Consider the following 15,486-nt stretch of genomic DNA (forward strand, 5'->3'; position numbering starts at 1 on the left):
CCGTCCTGGGCGGATTGATGCTGGCAGTCGCGGCGGGACAGTTCCGGGGGCCCGACTTCCGGAGCCTGATCTCCCAGGACATGGACCTGCTTGACCGCCTTCCACCGGAAGCGACGGAAAGGCGCGCCGAACTGCAGCGCACCATAGACGCCCGAATCGACGATCTGATCAGGGCCTCGGATCGGGGGCGCGCGGTCCGACAGGCCGCGACCTCGTACCAGGGCAACTGGCGCGACGTGGTTCTGTTCGTCTGTGCGGTGCTGTTCGCGGTCGTGTGGTGGAACGTCAACCACAGCCGGTCCAACTGGTTGCCGACGTTCGTCGTGCTGATTCTGCTGGCGGTGGTGACCGCCGCTTACGCGGTGCGGGGAGCGGTGCGCGCCGGTGTCTCTTTGCTCCGCGGCCGGGAACGAACTGGCTCTTCCTGACGCTGTCGGTCGCGGCACCGCGAACCAGACCGCCGGGCCGATCCGCCACCAGCTAGTCGATCAGATTGAAACCCCCTGCTGTGGTGGCTGATCGGAAGAATGCACGCGCTACGACGCGCGGTGGTTGCGGCGCCCACTCCGCTCGTCGAACGCAACCGGCGCAGGCCGAAATTCTGTGAGCCGGCGTCGAGGTGCCCGGGGACCGCAACATGATTAAGTTACGTATTTTTGTAACACAAGGATTGCCCGGCGCTCGGCCCAGTGTCAGGCTGAGGTGCATGACAGATGCGGAATCATTCGTCGACCAGGCGGTGATGGGTCTCGCCGAGCCTCAACCCATGTACAAGGCGCTGCGGGAATCGGCGCCGGTATTCCGCTCACCGCAGGCGGTGGTGCTCAGCCGGCTGTCGGACATCGAGATGGCCCTCAAGCGCACGGATTTGTTTTCGTCGAACATGGACGCGGTCGATCTGGGCAATCTGCGGCCGCTGATTCCTTTGCAGGTTGATCCGCCCGAGCATGCGAAGTACCGGCGGATTCTGGACCCGCTGTTCACCCCGCGTGAGATGGCCAGGCGGGAACCGCAGGTCACCGCGCTGGTCAACGAGATGATCGACCGCTTCGCGGACCGGGGCTCATGTGACTTCCACGCAGAGTTCGCCGTACCGCTGCCCTGCACGGTATTTCTGCAGTTGCTGGGTCTGCCGCTGGAGGATCTCGACAAGTTCCTGGAATGGAAGGACGGCGTGATCCGGCCCGAGGGGTCCACCGGTTATGACGATCGTCATGAGGCCTCGGCCAAAGTCGCCGAGCAGATCTACGAATACTTCGAGCGTGCCATCGACGACCACATCGCGAGCCCACGCGACGATGTGCTGTCAGCGATGATCGCAACGCACTTCAAGGAGGAGGGCGGTGCCGCGCTGTCCCGCGAGGAGTTGCTCGACATCTGCTTCCTCTTCCTGATCGCCGGCCTGGACACGGTGACCGACTCGCTGGACTGCTTCTTCGTGTACCTGGCCCGGCATCCCGAGCATCGTCATCAGCTGGTCGAGCAGCCCGACATCCTGCCGCACGCCGTCGAGGAATTGTTGCGTTGGGAGACACCGGTGCCCGGAGTCGCCAGAGTTGCCATGCAAGACGTCGAGCTGGGCGGCTGCCCCATCAGCAAGGGTGAGCGGGTCAGCCCGTTGCTCGGTGCGGCCAACACCGATCCCGCCGAATTCACGGACCCGGAGCGCGTGGATTTCAGCCGGAGCCCCAACCGGCACCGGGCGTTCGGCGGGGGCCCGCACCGCTGCCTGGGCTCCCACCTGGCCCGCATGGAACTTCGGGTGGCCTTGCGTGAGTTTCACCGGCGCATCCCCGATTACGAGATCCCCCCCGGAACGGAGCTCAAGTACACCGCGGCCCTGCGCTCGGTCGAAGCGCTGCCGCTGACGTTCCCGGTGCCGGCACGATGACGCGGGTAGCCCTGGACACCGACCGGTGTGTGGGTCACGGGCGCTGCTATTCGCTGGCGCCGCAGATCTACGATTCCGACGACGTCGGCCACTGCGTCGTGCTGGTCGAAGAAGTCTCCGGGTATCAGGAGCAACTGGCGCTGACCGGCGCACAGAACTGCCCGGAAGAGGCGATCACGCTTACTCCATGAGCGGCCCGCGGGTAGGTACGCTGTCGCAAACGACAGAAGGGACGCCCGCGCATGGAACCAGGCTCGCTCGACCCAGTAGCCAGCGAACGGTTATCGCACGCCGCCAAGTCGTGGACGTCCGACCTGTCGATCAATGAGTTCGCGCTGCTGCACGGGGCCGGGTTCGAACCGATCGAGCTGGTGATGGGCGTCTCGGTGTATCACGTCGGGTATCAGTTCACCAACATCCGTCAACAGCAAGAACTGGGTGTGCTGACCGAGGCCACGTACCGGGCTCGCTGGAATGCCATGGCGCGCATGCAAGCCGAGGCCGATGCGCTACAGGCGGACGGCATCGTCGGGGTGCGCCTGAACTGGCGCCACCACGGCGAGGGTGGCGAACATCTGGAGTTCATGGCGGTCGGCACCGCCGTCCGGTATACCGAGAAGCCCGGGGCCTTCCGGCGCCCGAACGGACAGGCGTTCTCCAGCCACCTGTCCGGGCAGGACATGGTGACACTGCTGCGGTCCGGACACACACCAGTCGCATTCGTGATGGGCAACTGTGTGTTTCACATCGCCGTGCAGGGGTTCATGCAGACCCTGAGGCAGATGGGACGCAATATGGAGATGCCGCAGTGGACGCAGGGCAACTACCAGGCCCGCGAGCTGGCGATGTCGCGCATGCAGACCGAGGCCGAACGCGACGGCGCCACCGGGGTGGTGGGCGTGCACTTCGCCATCTCGAACTACGCGTGGGGCCACCACACGGTGGAGTTCTACACCGCGGGAACCGCGGTGCGCCGCACCGGAAGCGGGGAAACCATCAAGCCGACGTTCGTGCTGCCGATGGACAACTGATGTACGAGTTCGACGCCGAACGAGTCAGTCGCACCATCGCGGGCGCGCTCGCCGGCCCCGGCGGTGTCGCCATGGTGGTGAAGGTGTTCGCCGGGCTGCCCGGGGTGGTCCACACCCCGGCCCGGCGCGGGTTCTTCTCCTCCAGCCCCGAGCGCGTGCAGATCGGTGACTGGCGTTATGAGATCGCGGGCGACGGACGGCTGCTGGCCGGACACGTGGTGAACGGCATCGTGATCGCCGAAGACACTCTGCCGGCCGACGCGGTCGGGCCGCACATCACCCGTTCACTGCACCAGATCGTGGCTCGCTACGGAGCCAGCGTGATCCCCAATATCAACGCGGCGGTCGACGTGCTGGGCACCAGCACCGGCTATCCCTACTGAAAAGTTCTGCACTGCCACCTCATTCGCCGTCCCCCTGTGGAACGAGGATGTCGGTGGAGCTGTCGCGACCGCGCAGCACGGTGGTCATGAGCAGGCGCCAGTGCTGGGCTTCCCCATCGTCGGCACGTCGCTGCGCGGCCCCGGACGCGGCCACGCCCCCGTGCTGCTTGGCCACCTCGGTAAGCCGTGCGGCCTCGTTCACCGGATCGCCGATGACGGTGTACTCGTAGCGCCGTGACTCGCCGATATTGCCCGCCACCACCGTTCCCGCCGACACCCCGATGCCGGCCCTGATCTGCGAGTGATTGAGCTGACGGCCGAGTTCGCGTGCCGCGGCCAAAGCGGCGCCAGCACAATCGGGCAATTCGACCGGGGCGCCGAAGATCGCCAGCGCGGCGTCGCCTTCGAATTTGTTGATCAGGCCGCGATGACGCTCGACCACATCGACCACCACCGCGAAGAACTCGTTGAGCAGCGCGACAAGGGCTTCCGGCGTCATCCGCTCGGCCAGCCGCGACGATCCGACCAGGTCGACGAACAAAGCGGCCGCCTCGCAGCTGACACCGCCCAATGTCACCTGGACGCCGTTTTCGGCAGCGCCCTGTTCGGCCAGGCGCGCGACGTCACGCCCGACGTGACGGCCGAACAGGTCCCGCAACCGCTCGCGTTCCCGCAGACCCGCCGCCATGGTGTTGAAACCCGCCTGCAGCAGGCCGAGTTCGGAGGCGTCGAAAACCGGCACGGTCGCATCGAAGTCACCGCGTTCGACGCGCCGCATTCCGCGGCGGACCTCGTCGATCGGATCGGCGCTCACCGCGCCGGTGAAAGCGGTGATCGCCAACCCGCTCACGGCCGCGCAGCCACCGAGGGCCAGCACCACATAGGCCAGCCTGCGCCCGGAATAGTCGATGACCAGCGCGCTGGCCCCGACCAGCAGCAGCTGCAGCAGGGGGACACCGGTACCCAGCGTCCATGCCGACACCGCCCGCAGCCGCAGCCCGGGCCCGCGCGCGGCGGTCGGCGGGCTGTGGGTGAGCACCTCGGCGACGAACGGGCGCAGTATCCGCGTGCACAACCAGTAGGCGACCGCGGTCGTGACGAAGCTGCCCATCAGCACCGAGACGCCCAAGGTCGTCGCCAACCAGGGGGCGTCGAGATTGATCACCACGAGAATCACACCGGCGGCCACCCAGACCGACCCGTGAATGGTGGCGGTACGCAACGGAATTGCCATCAACACACGTTTGCGCGCCTGCTCCTCGTCCCCGCCACTGCGGTAGGTGGTGGCCAGCAGGCCGCAGATGATGGCGATCGCCGCCGCGGCGCCGACATACACCGCCATCACCACCACGTTGAGCTGCAGCACATGCCGCTGGCTGAGCGCATGGCCGGTGGGCAGGGCCCAGAACGTCGTCACCCCGATCACCGCCGCCCCCAGCACATTCGGAAACAGCGCGGCCAGAACCAGCAGGGCGCGGGTCGTCCAGGGCACCGGGAACTTCCGGCGACCCACCAGCCTCACGTTCGGGGGTCTTCAGTCTGGGAGCGTTGCACGGGCTCTAACCTGCCATACCCGCTGGTGCGCAGGTTCAGCTCGCCTCAGGCAAGGCCCCGGTGATCAGTGATCGCGGCAGACCAGCAACTCTTTGAGCGCATCGGGAAAGGCGTCGGCCAGCCCCCACAGATCCGGCACCAGGTCCGGGCAGGAGATGATGCCGATGCCGAGTGCACCGTTGAGGGACATGACGGTGATGTTGAGCCCCGCACCACCGAGGAGCGGGCCGAGGGGATACATCGACTCGACGCCGCAGCCCAGGAAGTACAGCTGATCCTGCGGACCGGGCACATTCGACAAGATCATGTTGTAGACGGGGCTGGTAGTCAACGGGATTCGAGGCAGGATGCGCATCGCCGCGCCGAACATCGTTTGTCCGCCGAACTCGGTCCAGTCGTGCAACAGGGAAGGCCCCATGGCCGCGGTATGGTCTTTGGCCGCCCTGTTGCCCTCGGCGATGGCACGGATGCGATCGGCGGGATCGGCGATCTGGGTCTCCATGCGGCAGAACATCCACGTGGTCTGATTACGGCCGGCCCGTTGCGATTTGTCGCGCACCGAGACCGGGACCGTGGCGACCAGAGGAACCTCGGGCAGTTCGTCGCGCTCAAGCAGAAACCGCCGCATCACCCCGGCACACAAAGTCACCACCACGTCGTTGACGGTCACCCCGAACCGGTCCTTGACCGTCTTGACATCGCGCATGTCGAGTTGGGTGAAGGCCACGTTGCGGTGGTGGGTCAACGGCCCGTTGAACGGGGTCGGTGGCGCACGGAAGGGTGCGGCCATGGTGCGGCCTTCCCGCGCTCGCAAGACCGTCTGCGCGAGGGTGATCATGGTCGCCGGCACCACCGTGGCCAGCCGTAACGGTCGCTTCACGACGTTGAGCAAGCCACTCGCCGCAATCTGCAGGGCGCTGGCACGCCCGGCACCTTGAACCGGCCGCGGGGCCGGAGCATCGGGGACCAGGCTGCACAGCTGGGCCAACAGATTCGCCCCAGCGACGCCGTCGACCACGGCATGGTGCACCTTGAGCACCGCCGCCAGCCCGTGCTCGCGGGCGCCGCCCTCGATCACCCACATCTCCCACAGCGGACGGTCCCGGTCCAGCGGCAGACCCGCGACGTGGCCGCAGATCTCGGCCAGTTCGCGGCGGCCTCCGGGTGCCGGTACCGCGACCCGGTGCAGGTGGCGCCGTAGCGCGAAACTCTCATCGTCCACCCACACCGGGTGATCCGGATTCAGTTGCGTATCAGCAAGTTTCATCCGAAACTCGGGCACCGCACGCACGTGCTTCGCCAGCGCAGTACGGAGCCGGGCGTAGGAGTATCCGCCCGGCATCGTCGAGGTATCGAGTTCCAGGACGCAGCAAACGTTCAATGGCTGCGTCGGTGTCTCCATGTAGAGGAAGAAAGCATCAAGACCGCTCAGTCGTTCCATAGTCGCCCACCCGACTAGTCACGTGCATATGGTGATAAACCCACGGCTCCCCGTCAGCCTTCCCGTCGGGCCCGGCACCCAGGTCCCGCACCGCGTACCCCGGTTGGCCCTCGCTTAAACCACTCCAGCTTTCGCCGCACCATCGGGTCAGCACCGCCGCGAGTTCGGCGGCCGTCGGCGTTCGGCGCGCCGCCCACGCGACATAACCGTCCGGGCGAACCAGTACCGCGGCCGGTTGCATTGCGGTGCAATGGTTTACCTGGTCAACGCCGGGCCAGTCGCCGCCGTGTCCTGGCCCGCGCGTCAGCAGGACGAAACGGCCGCTACGCAACACTTCGTAGAGCCTGGCGCCGTTGCAGTCGATGTCCGGCATGCGCCGGCCCACCCGTGGGTCGTCGGTGCGCGAATGGCGTGCGTAACCGATGGCGATCCCGCTGAGCCGTTCGGCAATCGCCCGCCGGCTGCGGTGGAAACGCAGGATCACGCGAGTCACCAGGCGCTGCAGCACACGGCGTATCGCGGAGCGGCCCAGCACAAGCTGGTTGAGCATGTCGGTCATCTTCAGCACGTCGGCGCCAACCGGATGCCGCTCGGATTCGTAGCTGTCTAGCAGCGACTCTTGCGCGCGACCGCCCAGCTCGCCCTTGACCACGACGGCCAGCTTCCAGCCGAGATTCATGGCGTCGCCGATGCCGGTGTTCATGCCCTGCCCCCCGATGGGCGAGTGGACGTGGGCAGCGTCGCCGGCCAGCAGCACCCGGCCCACCCGATAGTGTCGAGCCTGCCGTCGTTCACTGAGAAATCGGGAGCTCCAACGCATCTCGCTCAAACCGAAATCCACGCCGGCGATCCGGTGGAAAGCATCCCTGATCTGTGCAGCGGTCACCGGCTGGGTCAGCGGTTCGTTTTCACGCCGGCGGTCCCAGGCGATTGCCCGATACCAGCCGTCGCCGAACGGCAGAACCAGCACCACACCCTCGGCATTCATCCGGGCGAACATCCGCTCGGCGGGCGGTCGAGTCAGCCGCACGTCGGCCAGCATGATGTGCGTCTGGTACTGCTTGCCCACAAAATCGACACCGAGCAGGCGACGCACCGCGCTGTGCGCACCGTCGCAACCCACCACGTAGCGTGCGCGCACGCCGGCACCGTCGGCAAGCGTGAGGCGAACGCCGTCGCGGTCCTGCTCGAGGCCGACCACCTCGGCGCCCCGGATAATGGGGACCCCGAGACGTTGCGCGCGGACCGCGAGCACCTGTTCGGTTCCGCTCTGCGGGACCATCAAAATGTAGGGGTAGGGCGTCGTCAGTTCGGCGGCCAGAGAGATCGCCGCACCGGGAATCGGGGCCACCTCGCCCACCCGGAATCCGCAAGACAACACCTCTTCCGCAAGCCCCCGAGCGTCCAGCAGTTCCAGGGTGCGCGCGTGGACCGCGAAAGCCCGGGTGATATTCGATTGCTCGGCACGACGTTCCAGTATCTGCACCCGAACCCCGCGCATCGCGAGCTCGTTGGCCAGCATCAATCCGGTGGGTCCGGCACCGACCACGGCGACGTCGACTTCACTGCCGGTTTCACAAGCGCTCATCGCGACCTCCTTGTTGTGTGTCAGTCCAGCGTCGCGCCTTCCGGGTGCCGTCGAATCAGTGAAGTCACCAGTCCCGGCACCGGTCCGGGTCTTAGGATCGGTGCTGTGCTGCACGGCCGTGAGCGGGAATGTGCACAGCTAGACGGCCTGCTGGCGACCGCACGGTCCGGCGGCAGTGGCGCGTTGGTGGTCCGCGGGGAGCCCGGCATCGGCAAGTCGGCGCTGCTTGATCGCGCGGCGGCGCGAGCCGGCGGAATGCGGATCCTGCGGACAGTCGGCATACCGACCGAGTCGCAGCTGCCGTTCGCCGGAGTGCACACGCTGCTGCGGCCGGTGCTGGGGTGCAGTGACGCCATCCCCGACCGGCAGCGTGCCGCGCTGCGCGGCGCCTTCGGGCTCGGACCGACATCCGCGGAAGACCGGTTCGTGATCTCGATGGCGGTGCTGAACACCCTGGCCGAGGCGGCGGAGACGGCTCCGCTGCTATGCCTGATCGATGACGCGCAGTGGCTGGACGGACCTTCGGCGGACGCGCTGACGTTCGCCGCCAGGCGAATCCAGGCCGAGGGAATCGTCATGATTTTCGCCGCGCGTGACGAAAGCCCTTTCCAAGCACCAGGATTGGCGGAGCTCAGGCTGACCGGTATCGACTCGGCTGCCGCGGCGAGGATCGTGGCCGAACGCACCGGCAGTCCGGTCGCGCAGACGGTCCGCGACCGGTTGGTAGCCGACACGCTGGGCAACCCGCTGGCCATCGCCGAATCGGCGCGGATGCTGTCCGCAGACCAGGTGGCGGGGCGGACCGCTCTGCCGGACCGGTTACCGGTCAGCACCGATCTGGAGCGTCTGTATCTGCATCGGGTCGGCGAGCTACCGACCCAAGTCCAGACGCTGGTACTGGTGGCTGCCGCCCACGACACGGGGCAACTCGACGGCGTGCTGCGGGCCGCCCAGCTTGTGGGCGCCGGACCCGACGCCCTCGACATCGCCGAGGCAGCCGGGCTGCTGCGGGTGGATGCGGCCGTCGTGTCGTTCGTGCAGCCGCTCGTGCGGTCCGCGGTCTATCACGGTGCGACGACGCAGCGACGCCGCCAGGTCGAACGCGCGCTGGCATCCTGCCTCGACGGCGACACCGACGCTGACCGCAAGGCCTGGCATCTCGCCAACGCCGCGGCCGGGCCGGACGTCGAGGTGGCCGAGTCGCTGCACGCAGCCGCCCGACGCGCCGCCGCCCGCGGCGGGCACGATGCGGCGGCCGCCGCATTTCAGCGCGCAGCCTCGCTCACCACAGCCGCCGAGCTACGGGCATCACGGCTGGCCGATGCGGCCGCAGCCGCGTGGTCGGCCGGACAACCACATCGCGCGCAGGCGATCCTGGACCAGGCCCTGCCCCTGGCCGAGGCGGCGCAGCTGCGAGCGCGCATCGCGCACCTGCGTGGATCGATCGAAGCGCACTGCGGGAGCCCGTCGGCCGCCTACGCCATCCTCGTAGGTGCCTCGGAGTTGGTCGTTACCGCCGAACCGGCGCGGGCGGCCGTGATGCTCGGTGAGGCGGGCCAGCTGGCGTGGGCCGGCGGCGACGTGGAGCGGCTCGATGACGTCGCCCGCCGACTTGCCGCGCTGCGGGTCGAACACCACCCTGGATTCGTTGCCGCACATGTGATCAGCGGCCTGTCCGGGCTGTTGCGCGGTGACACCTCGGCCACCGCGGCCAAGTTGCGTGCGGCCGTCGAGCTGGCTACCGCGAGTCAGGAACCGCGGGTGCTGATGGGCGCGGCCGCTGGGGCGATGTTCCTCGGTGCGGACGCGCACGCGATCGATCTGTTCAGCACCGCGGTCGCCAAGACACGTGCCGCCGCCGACGTCGCCACCCTGCCGCTGCTGCTCGCGCCGCTGTCCATGGTGGAAATGCTGACCAGCCGCTACGCTACGGCGCTGGCCGACGCTTCGGAGGGTCTGAGGCTGGCCGAAGAGACCGGACAGCACAATCCCGCGGCGCACCTTCACGCCGTGCTGGCGATGGTTGCGGCGGTGCAGGGCCGCGCCGAGGATTGCCGTGATCACGCAGAATCCGCGTTGTCACAAGCCATCTCGTATCGCCTCGGCCCGCATGCGGCCATTGCGTCCTGGGCGCTGGCCTTGCTCGATCTCGGCGCCGGCCGCGCCGAAGAAGCTTTCGACCGGCTCGAGGCGCTGGCCGGTGCGGCTCCCGGCGAGGGCAACCAGATGGTGACCCTGATGGCCACACCCGATTTCGTGGAGGCCGCCGCGCGCATCCAGCGCAGTGAAGCCGCGGCCGCTCGGCTGGCCGCTCTGCAGGCGTGGGCGCGCGACACCGGTGCGCCGTGGGCCAGCGCGTTGGTGGCCCGCTGTCACGGTCTGACGGCGGACACCGACCATGATCGCCACTTCTCCGAGGCATTGAGCCTGCACGGGCAGGGCGCCCGGCCCTTCGACACCGCCCGCACTCAGCTGCGATACGGCGAGCATCTGAGGCGCCGCCGGCGTCGCACACAGGCACGCAAATATCTGCGCTCAGCCCACGAGACCTTCCAGCGGCTGGGCGCTGTGCCCTGGGCTGAGCAGGCCGGTACCGAATTGCTGGCCACCGGCGAAACCGCACGCAAACGCGATGTCACCGCCGTCGATCAGCTGACCCCGCAGGAATTGCAGATCGCGCGCTACGTCAGCGCGGGCGAGACCAATCGGTCCATCGCGACATTGCTGTTCCTCAGCCCGCGCACGGTCGACTACCACCTTCGGAAGATCTTCACGAAGCTGGGGCTGTCGTCACGAGCCGAATTGATCCGTATGTCGCTGAGCCAGGAATGGTAGACAACTGGCATGACTGTTGGCGCGGCCGCGATCACGATCTTTCATCAACCTCGGGATCCGCATCGGTTCCGTGGCTGGGTCGAGAATTACCTGGGCACTGCCCGGCAGTCACCTGGGTATCTCGCTGCGCGCCAATCGGTTCCCGGTGGCGGCCAGTTGGATTGGGCCGTCGAGGTGTCCTTTGACAGCTCCGAGTCACTCGATGAGTGGCTTGACAGCGCGCGGCGGCGCGCCCTGCTTGCCGACGGCGCGGCACAGGGCTTCGGGCGATCTGCCGCCGATCTCATCCTGGCGCCAGGCGAACTGCCACCCGGTAACGCCGGGGTGTTCCTGCACCCCGTCGCCTCGGGCAAGGACGCAGATTTTGTTGGCGCGCAACGGGATCTGGCGCAGATTACGGCCACCTTCCCCGGATACGAAGGGACGGCACTGTTTCCTGCCGACCGGAGCGGTCAGTGGATGTCGGTGCTGCGTTTTCGCACCGCCGGGCAACTCGCTGCCTGGATCCGGTCCGGGGAGCGCCGGCTGGCGCTGCCAAGTCTGCGCCAGGAGTTGACCCACGATTTCGCCGAACTGCCGCGCAGCGCGCCGTTCGGTTCGACGGTCCGTGTCGCCGAGGGCCGGGCCAAGATCACCCCCGGATGGAAATCGGCGATGCTGGTGGTGCTTTGCCTCTACCCCACCGTGATCCTGCTCAACAAATCACTGTCCCCGGCGCTGACGCGCATCGGAATCGCCCAGGCAGCAGTCATTTTCGTCGGCAACGTGGTCAGCGTCGCTGTGCTGCAATGGGTTCTGGTCCCCGCGGCGTCTCGACCGTTCAAGCGCTGGCTCGACCCGATCGACGGCGCGGGCAGGCGGATCAGCCTGGCGGGTGCTGCTGTAGTCATCGTCGGTTACGCGCTACTCTTGTTGGCTTTCGGCCTGCTGGGCTAGCCAGTGCCGATCATGGTGTGCAACTGATCGATCGACCAGGGCACGCTGTCGCTGTGATCGCGATAGCCGAGCACCTGTGGCGCGGGCCGGCCGAAGCGGCCCACGAAACCGCCTGCGGCAACGAATATCTGACCGGTGACCTCGCGCGCCAGACCGCTGGCCAGGTAGGCATAGAGCGGAGCCACGAAGGCGGGCGGAGCGGCGTCCAGTGAGGCGCGCATCGTCATCTCGTCGAGCAGTCCGCGTCGATGCAGGCCGAGGATGTGCTGCTCGTACTCAGGGCCGGTGGACAATCGGGTCCTGGCCCCGGGACACACCACATTGGCCCGCACCCCGGCGGCCTTGAGCTCCGCCGCCACGGCCATCGTCAAGCCGTTGACTGCCGCTTTACCCGCGGGATAGCCGGTGCCGCCGTAATCTCCGAGGAACGCGACCGAACCGGTGTTGATGATTGCGCCGTGACCCTGGGCGGCCATGACCGGCGCGGCGACGCGACAGGTATGGAAGACGGTCCCGAGATGCGCACTGATCAAGGTGTCGAACTCCGCCGGTGTGATCCGCAGAATCGAGGAGCCGGGTGGCTCGGCGATACCGGCGCAGTTGATCAGCACGTCCAGCCGTCCGAAGGACTGGATACAGGCCTCGATCAGACCGGCGGCGACCTCTTCGTCACCGGCTGCACCGGCGACGCCGACCGCATCGCCGCCCGCGGCGGTGAGGGAGCCGACAAGCTCGTTTACCGGGTCGGGATCACGGCCGTTGACGACGACGGCCGCGCCCAGCGTGCAAAGCAGTTCGCTGACGGCGCGCCCGATCCCGCGGCTGCCGCCGACCACCACCACACCACGTCCGGCAAGCAGGTCATCGGTGCTCATCTGGTGGCGGTCGCGGGTTCGAGTTCCTCGTCGTCGGCGGCCGAGCGCCGCGGCCACCACAACCAGCGGTCCAGCACCACCATCATCGCCGGAAGCACGAAGGCACGGACCACCAGCGCGTTCACCAACAATCCGAGTCCGACGGTGACACCGATCTGCGCCACACTGAGCACGCTGCTGATGCCCAGCGCGAGCATCGTCAGACCGACCACGACACCACCGGCGGTGACCACCATCCCGGTCGCGGCAGAGGCGCGGATGATGCTGGTGCGCAGGCCGGCGGAGAGTTCCTCCCGGATGCGAAGCGCGAACAGGAGATTACCGCCGGAAGCTATGCCGACCATGGACACGAACGCGATGGGCGGCACCGACCAGTGCAGGTCGTGGTGCAGCAGGCGGGTGAAAAGCAACACGCTGGCCCCGAGTGCACTCACGTAGGAGGCCAGGATCGTCGCCAGGACGATGAATCCGGCGATGGGACTTCGGAGCAGCAGCGCGGCGATGAACAGGATGACGGTCAGGGTGATCACCACCATGAGGGCCAGGTCACCGCCGACGATGTCTTGCAGGTCACGGGTGGCCGGTCCGACACCGGTGAGTTCGACGGCGGTCGCTTGCAACCCGCTGCTCTTGATGGTGTCGGTCACCGCTGCCTCGATCGAGCGGGCCCGTGCCGCGCCGTCAGCGCCCCATTCCAGCCCCTGGCCGTAGACGAACAGCCGGGTGGCATGCCCGTTCGGCGAGAAGAACTCGTCCAGCGTGGGACGCATAGCCGGATCGGTCAGGATGCGGCGGGACGCGTAGAGGTTTGCGCCGGGGCTGCCCTGGGAGACGGAGGCCAGCCGGTGCAGATAGTCCGGAAGCTCCTGGGTGGGCACCGGTCGGGGGTTGCTCAGTAACTCTCTGACCTGCGCCGCCATCCCCCGGACCTGGGCCATCTCGGTGCTCACGTCGGCCAGCACCGCAGGCAGCGGGACGCCCGGTTTCGCAGCCGCATCCACTGCGGCCTTCGCCAGCGCATCGGCCGCCTCGACCAGTTTGTTACAGCCGCCGACGACCGCGGTGGCCCACTGCACCGCCTCCTGGGCCGACGAACACACCGGGGTGGTGCGGCAGTCGCTGATCGCGCCGACGAAACTGCGCAGCGGATCGAAGATCTCGGCGACATCTCCGGCGCGGGCCCGGATCTTGTCGGTGGCCTGCTGCGTCAGCCGTACCGCCAAGCTCACGCCACCGATGGCGTATGCGCCCGCCTGGGTGCCGGACTGGATCAGGTCGAGTCCGGAACCCAGCTCACGCACCGCGGCGTCGAGGTCGGCGAACGTCGTGTCCTTGGCGGCGAGCAGGTCGGAGAACTGATCGAGCCGGTCGCCGACATTGCCCCCCGTGGCCGACAGGGACGCCTGCTTGGACACCATCCCGCTGGGATGGCTCGCCGACTGCACCATGCGCACACCCGAGATCCCCATGATCGCCCCGGTGATCCGCCCGATGGCGGCCAGCGCGGCCGGGTTGCGCAGGTCCTCATCGGTCTCGATCGTCACGACGTCCGGCTGCACCTGGTTGGCGTCGAAGTGCTGGTTGACAACGCGGTAGCCGCGGTTGGCCTCGGTGTCGGGTGAGGTTGACGCGGTTTCATCCCAGCCGATCGGCACGCCCGGCAGACCGAGCAGCATGATGAGCACGAACACGCTGGTGGCCACCAGAATGGGTGCCGGCCAGCGCGCGACGTGGGTGCCGACGCGCCGCCAGCGCCTCCGTAGCCGTTCCCGCTGCGGTGGCTTGACCAGGCCGGCCCGACTGGCGAGCGCTATCAGGGCCGGCGTCAAAGTGAGGCTGGCCAGGCCGACTGTGAGGACACCGATCGCGCACAGGATGCCGGTCGTGGCGAACATGCTGATTCGGGCCAGACTCAGCCATCCGACGGCGCCGAGGGGCGCCACCACGATGAGCGTCGACCCCACGATCGCCGGCGCCACGCTGCGGTACGCATCCGCCAGCGCGTCGGCGGGATCGAATCCCTTCCTGCGCTGTTCGTGGTAGCGGCCGATCAGGAATATCGCGAAGCCGGTGCCGGCTCCGACCGCCACCGCAACGGCGATGGAAAGCGAGAACAGCGAGACGCTGATCACCTGGCGCGATGCCAGGTCAGAGATGACGGGCTTGGCGACGGTCAACCCCGACATCACCGACACCAGGGGCACCATCGCAGTGATCACGGATCGGTACAGGATGACCAGGAAGATCAGCAGAACCCCCAGCGTCACAGCCGTGATGACCTGAGTCTGGCGGTCGATCTCGGCGAACTCGTCCATGACCGTGGCACCGGCACCGGTGATGTAGACGTGCAGGCCGTCGGGAGCGTCCAGACCCGCCACAATGGTTCGCGCCGCGGTGATCGAGTCGATGGCTTCGGTCGAACCCGTCACCCCGTCCAGGCGCAGGGTCGCCGTCACCACGTGACCGTCACGGCTGACCGCGGTGTCGGCCGCGGCCGGCATCCGCCACCAGTCCGTCACGTCGTACACATGTTTTGTGTCAGCGCGCAATGCGGTGATCAGCTGGTCGTAGAACGCCCGGTCCTGATCGCCGAGCCGGCCGTCACGCTCGAGCACCAGGTACGCGACGTTGTCGGTCGGCGCCTGCGAGAAAGCCGCCGCCGACCGTTGCACCGCAAGAGAAGTCGCGGTGCCGACCGGCAGGAACGGCTGGTCGAGGTCGGCCACGACCCGCTCGAGGGGCGGGGCAAGGCTGTTGCCGGCGACCGCGGCGAAGGCCCAGACACCGACGACCAGCAACGCAAAGCGATAGATCAGGCGAGGAATCAACGCGTAGGCCTCAGTCCCGCCAAGCGGCAGGTATCACGCAGCAGCTCCCATTCACGTGGCGTATCACCTTCTCGATTGACATCGTGATGCAACCCCCGACCGAGTCGGCTCATTCAACCACCCC

12 protein-coding genes are annotated in these 15,486 nt (G+C 67.6%); 7 read left to right on the top strand and 5 right to left on the bottom strand.

The genetic code is table 11. The features are described from left to right. Window positions 1-17: 17 nt before the first annotated feature. The 5 genes from AWC08_RS31675 to AWC08_RS31695 all read left to right on the top strand — a co-directional run bounded on the left by AWC08_RS31675 (window position 18) and on the right by AWC08_RS31695 (window position 3,305). Window positions 18-428, top strand: a complete 411-nt coding sequence (locus tag AWC08_RS31675) for a hypothetical protein (protein WP_082986360.1) — start codon at window positions 18-20, stop codon at window positions 426-428. 278 nt (window positions 429-706) lie between these two features. Then, complete coding sequence (locus tag AWC08_RS31680) at window positions 707-1,891, top strand: cytochrome P450 (RefSeq protein WP_065134113.1); 1,185 nt, start codon at window positions 707-709, stop codon at window positions 1,889-1,891. After that, the gene (locus AWC08_RS31685; RefSeq protein ID WP_065134114.1) at window positions 1,888-2,082 is read left to right on the top strand and encodes a ferredoxin; all 195 of its coding nucleotides are present in this window, start codon (window positions 1,888-1,890) and stop codon (window positions 2,080-2,082) included. Before AWC08_RS31680 ends, AWC08_RS31685 begins: the two co-directional genes overlap by 4 nt. Window positions 2,083-2,133: 51 nt before the next feature. After that, on the top strand, window positions 2,134-2,922 hold the full coding sequence (locus tag AWC08_RS31690) for a heavy metal-binding domain-containing protein (RefSeq protein ID WP_065134115.1): 789 nt from the start codon (window positions 2,134-2,136) through the stop codon (window positions 2,920-2,922). After that, window positions 2,922-3,305: a DUF5073 family protein gene (locus AWC08_RS31695; protein ID WP_065134116.1), complete on the top strand. Its 384-nt coding sequence runs from the start codon at window positions 2,922-2,924 to the stop codon at window positions 3,303-3,305. The genes AWC08_RS31690 and AWC08_RS31695 overlap by 1 nt, the downstream gene beginning before the upstream one ends. A 19-nt stretch (window positions 3,306-3,324) precedes the next feature. On the opposite strand, the gene AWC08_RS31700 is transcribed toward AWC08_RS31695, so the two are convergent. From AWC08_RS31700 to AWC08_RS31710, 3 genes are all read right to left on the bottom strand, one after another. Then, complete coding sequence (locus tag AWC08_RS31700) at window positions 3,325-4,818, bottom strand: adenylate/guanylate cyclase domain-containing protein (protein ID WP_083271121.1); 1,494 nt, start codon at window positions 4,816-4,818, stop codon at window positions 3,325-3,327. Between the two features lie 105 nt (window positions 4,819-4,923). Next, window positions 4,924-6,300, bottom strand: a complete 1,377-nt coding sequence (locus AWC08_RS31705) for a WS/DGAT/MGAT family O-acyltransferase (protein WP_069433544.1) — start codon at window positions 6,298-6,300, stop codon at window positions 4,924-4,926. Further along, on the bottom strand, window positions 6,278-7,888 hold the full coding sequence (locus tag AWC08_RS31710) for an FAD-dependent monooxygenase (RefSeq protein WP_085088711.1): 1,611 nt from the start codon (window positions 7,886-7,888) through the stop codon (window positions 6,278-6,280). The genes AWC08_RS31705 and AWC08_RS31710 overlap by 23 nt, the downstream gene beginning before the upstream one ends. A gap of 105 nt (window positions 7,889-7,993) precedes the next feature. Between AWC08_RS31710 and AWC08_RS31715 the strand changes: the two genes are divergently transcribed. Both AWC08_RS31715 and AWC08_RS31720 read left to right on the top strand, forming a co-directional pair. Continuing rightward, on the top strand, window positions 7,994-10,723 hold the full coding sequence (locus tag AWC08_RS31715; RefSeq protein ID WP_159460042.1) for an AAA family ATPase: 2,730 nt from the start codon (window positions 7,994-7,996) through the stop codon (window positions 10,721-10,723). A 9-nt stretch (window positions 10,724-10,732) separates the two neighbouring features. Further along, window positions 10,733-11,659: a putative antibiotic biosynthesis monooxygenase gene (locus tag AWC08_RS31720; RefSeq protein WP_069434790.1), complete on the top strand. Its 927-nt coding sequence runs from the start codon at window positions 10,733-10,735 to the stop codon at window positions 11,657-11,659. On the opposite strand, the gene AWC08_RS31725 is transcribed toward AWC08_RS31720, so the two are convergent. Both AWC08_RS31725 and AWC08_RS31730 read right to left on the bottom strand, forming a co-directional pair. Next, on the bottom strand, window positions 11,656-12,534 hold the full coding sequence (locus AWC08_RS31725) for an SDR family NAD(P)-dependent oxidoreductase (RefSeq protein WP_069434791.1): 879 nt from the start codon (window positions 12,532-12,534) through the stop codon (window positions 11,656-11,658). The two genes, AWC08_RS31720 and AWC08_RS31725, sit on opposite strands and share 4 nt — an antisense overlap. Beyond that, window positions 12,531-15,362 (bottom strand): MMPL/RND family transporter, encoded by a 2,832-nt coding sequence (locus AWC08_RS31730; protein WP_069434792.1) that lies wholly within the window; start codon window positions 15,360-15,362, stop codon window positions 12,531-12,533. Before AWC08_RS31730 ends, AWC08_RS31725 begins: the two co-directional genes overlap by 4 nt. Between the last annotated feature and the right edge of the window lie 124 nt (window positions 15,363-15,486).

Source organism: Mycobacterium gordonae, assembly GCF_002101675.1.
GTDB lineage: Bacteria > Actinomycetota > Actinomycetes > Mycobacteriales > Mycobacteriaceae > Mycobacterium > Mycobacterium gordonae.

Bases quoted from the DNA above. Each gene is read 5' to 3' on its own strand.
- AWC08_RS31675 (WP_082986360.1), top strand. From the start codon at position 18: ATGCTGGCAGTCGCGGCGGGACAGTTCCGGGGGCCCGACTTCCGGAGC.
- AWC08_RS31680 (WP_065134113.1), top strand. From the start codon at position 707: ATGACAGATGCGGAATCATTCGTCGACCAGGCGGTGATGGGTCTCGCC.
- AWC08_RS31685 (WP_065134114.1), top strand. From the start codon at position 1,888: ATGACGCGGGTAGCCCTGGACACCGACCGGTGTGTGGGTCACGGGCGC.
- AWC08_RS31690 (WP_065134115.1), top strand. From the start codon at position 2,134: ATGGAACCAGGCTCGCTCGACCCAGTAGCCAGCGAACGGTTATCGCAC.
- AWC08_RS31695 (WP_065134116.1), top strand. From the start codon at position 2,922: ATGTACGAGTTCGACGCCGAACGAGTCAGTCGCACCATCGCGGGCGCG.
- AWC08_RS31705 (WP_069433544.1), bottom strand. From the start codon at position 6,300: ATGGAACGACTGAGCGGTCTTGATGCTTTCTTCCTCTACATGGAGACA.
- AWC08_RS31710 (WP_085088711.1), bottom strand. From the start codon at position 7,888: ATGAGCGCTTGTGAAACCGGCAGTGAAGTCGACGTCGCCGTGGTCGGT.
- AWC08_RS31720 (WP_069434790.1), top strand. From the start codon at position 10,733: ATGACTGTTGGCGCGGCCGCGATCACGATCTTTCATCAACCTCGGGAT.
- AWC08_RS31725 (WP_069434791.1), bottom strand. From the start codon at position 12,534: ATGAGCACCGATGACCTGCTTGCCGGACGTGGTGTGGTGGTGGTCGGC.